We start from the raw sequence: 2,636 nt of genomic DNA, 5'->3' as shown, positions 1-2,636 counted from the left end.
TTGTACATCATTATTATTGCCTACATCGTCTTGGGTAGCGTTACTGGCACTGATGATTATTTCACCAGGCAAGGTTTTTTCTCCTGGCTGAAGCACCCGTACATTGCCATTTGCATCCACAACGATCATCTGACCGAAAGTTAATGTTGTACCTAAAGAAAAAGAACCAAGTTCCATATAATGCCTCTAATAACTTCCGAATTCACAACGATGCGACTGTTTACATTCCTACATCTTTGCTACGTAATTTGTCATTTCTAATGGTAATAAATTAGCATTTAACACCTGTAATACAAAGGAAAAACCATTTTTACACCTTCTTATGTGACGTAGGTGGAGACTTAAGTCACACATTTATAGTTTGAATCAATATCACACTAAAGATGTACTTTATTATAAAAACAATCAACAATGTTTAATAAATGTTAATTGATGATTTGGTGTATGATTCTTCGCTAAAATCAAGAATGTAATGAATATGTTACTGTTTACTGATGAGAATTTAATGTTATTTTGTTGCGTTTTTCCATCAAGCGTCTCGATAATGCAACAGCTAATGCCGTACTATTGCGGCTTAAAAGAAGTAGAAGTCCCTAGAGGAGTGCCCAAGTGAATTGGATGAACATGAAAACGTTGAGCTACGCCATCGCACTCAGCTTCCCGATCTCTGTATATAGCCAGACTCTTGAGCAAGCGGTGTCAATAACGCTTGCAACCAATCCAAATATTAAAAGTGCATATAACGAATATGTGAGTAAGCGCTATAATAGCGAAGCCTCTTCTGGTGCTTATCTTCCAAGGATCGATCTCGATGCTGGTATTGGCTACGAAGCGGTTGATTTAGCCTCTGGTACTGAAAATGAACTTACTCGTAAAGAAGCCACCATTACCTTAACCCAACTGATTTGGGATGGTTCTTCGACTTTAAACGATATTGATCGTACTTCGGCTGATGCCGAATCGGTTCGTTTCCAACTCTTAGCTGACGCTCAAGATATCGCATTAGAGGTCACTAAGGTGTATCTCGATGCAACGAAAGCGTTTGAAATACTGACACTTTCTGAAAGCAACCTCTCAGTACATAAGAAAATATATCGTGATATACAAAAGCGTGTGGAATCAGGCATTGGTTCAACCGCTGATCTTTCTCAGGTTGAAGCTCGTTTAGCTAAAGCCCATGGCAATCTTTTAGCTGCACAGAATAATCTGTTTGATATACATACCCAGTTTAAACGGTTGGTAGGTCAACCTCCTCAAGATTTAATTTTCCCTAGAGCAGACCATTCTGCTTTGCCTTTTACCGTTGATGACGCTTTAGAAAAGGCCTACCAAGATCACCCGGTCATCAAAGTAGCGCAAGCCGATGTTGATTCTGCAAAGTTTCAATATAAACAAACTCAGGGAACAAATTACCCAACATTATCTTTCGAAGCTGCACAAACATGGCGTGATGATGCCGGTGGGATAGAAGGTAGCAGCGATGAATTCTCGGCCATGATTAGGATGCGTTACAACCTGTACAATGGTGGTTCAGATTCTGCGCGCACCGACAGTGCTGCCTACCAAATGAACAAAGCGAAAGATTTAAGAGATCGGACTTATCGTAGTGTTGAAGAGGGGTTGCGTTTATCTTGGAGCGCTCTCGATTTGACATTACAACAGAAAGAATTTTTAGCCGATCATGTTGATTCTGCTTCAGATACGGTTATTGCTTATGAAAAACAATATAAGCTCGGCAAGCGAACACTATTGGATGTGTTGAATACTGAAAATGAGCTTTTCGAAGCAAGAAAAGGTTATCTCGATGCCAAATACGATGAACAGTATGCAAAATACCGTGTTATGAATGCAACTGGGTCATTGTTGAGTTCGTTGAGAGTGGATACACCCAAAGAGTGGCATGATGCGGTGGAGTACTAACATGTTGAAATACTTATGGCCAATGATAGCGAGCTTACTCTTTATCACCTCGACGGCTTCATCTGCTAGAGATGGTTATCCATATATTGATATGCCACTCGCTGATCAAATAGACGATTTACGTGACGATGATTTTGACGGCGTGATTAATGCCAGAGATTTGTGCCCCGAAACACCATTGAAGTCAGAGATCGATAATGATGGTTGTGGCACTTTCATTAAAACCGAAGAGCAACTCCAGCTTAGAATTCTGTTTGCGAATGATTCAGCAATAGTCAACCCCGTGTTTCTAAGTCAAATACGGTCAATGGCCAATTTTCTCAAGCAATACCCTTCAGCTTCGATTGAATTACAAGGTTATGCCAGTAAGGTTGGGAATCCAGGTTATAACTTAGAGTTATCGAAAAACCGAGCTTATAATGTCGAGAAGGCACTTATTAGTTACGGCATTAGCCATACTCGTGTCCGTATTGTTGGTTTTGGTGATACTGAACTGACAGAAAATGGTGATGATGATATTAGCCATGCGATGAATAGAAAAGTTGTCGCCACTGTCGTCGGCCATAAAGGTTCGGTGAAAGAAGAGTGGACCATTTTCACCAAACGCGAGCGTTGAAATCGATATTTATCGAGGATTGGGGCGTTTTCGCCCCTTTTTTCTGTCTAAAATTGTAATGAGTTTACTAGCACAAAATGCTATCCTTGCGCGTCATCAC

At 40.5% G+C, this 2,636-nt stretch carries 2 protein-coding genes; both read left to right on the top strand.

Going from position 1 to position 2,636, the window contains the following annotated elements; all coding sequences use genetic code 11:
• The first annotated feature begins 609 nt into the window (after positions 1-609).
• Entirely contained in the window at positions 610-1,920 is a 1,311-nt protein-coding gene (locus AACT21_RS08780) for a TolC family outer membrane protein (RefSeq protein WP_013856940.1), read from the top strand.
• Positions 1,901-2,536, top strand: coding sequence for an OmpA family protein (locus AACT21_RS08775; protein WP_094164067.1), 636 nt, complete (start codon positions 1,901-1,903; stop codon positions 2,534-2,536). Before AACT21_RS08780 ends, AACT21_RS08775 begins: the two co-directional genes overlap by 20 nt.
• The last annotated feature ends 100 nt before the right edge of the window (positions 2,537-2,636 follow it).

This window comes from Vibrio sp. V08_P9A1T1 (assembly GCF_963874405.1).
Lineage (GTDB): Bacteria > Pseudomonadota > Gammaproteobacteria > Enterobacterales > Vibrionaceae > Vibrio > Vibrio anguillarum.
Note: the sequence above shows the minus strand (reverse complement) of the source record. Positions and strands in the feature narration are given on the sequence as shown.

What these genes read in the sequence shown, in the direction of transcription:
- AACT21_RS08775 (WP_094164067.1), top strand. Translation starts at nt 1,901, where the DNA reads ATGATGCGGTGGAGTACTAACATGTTGAAATACTTATGGCCAATGATA.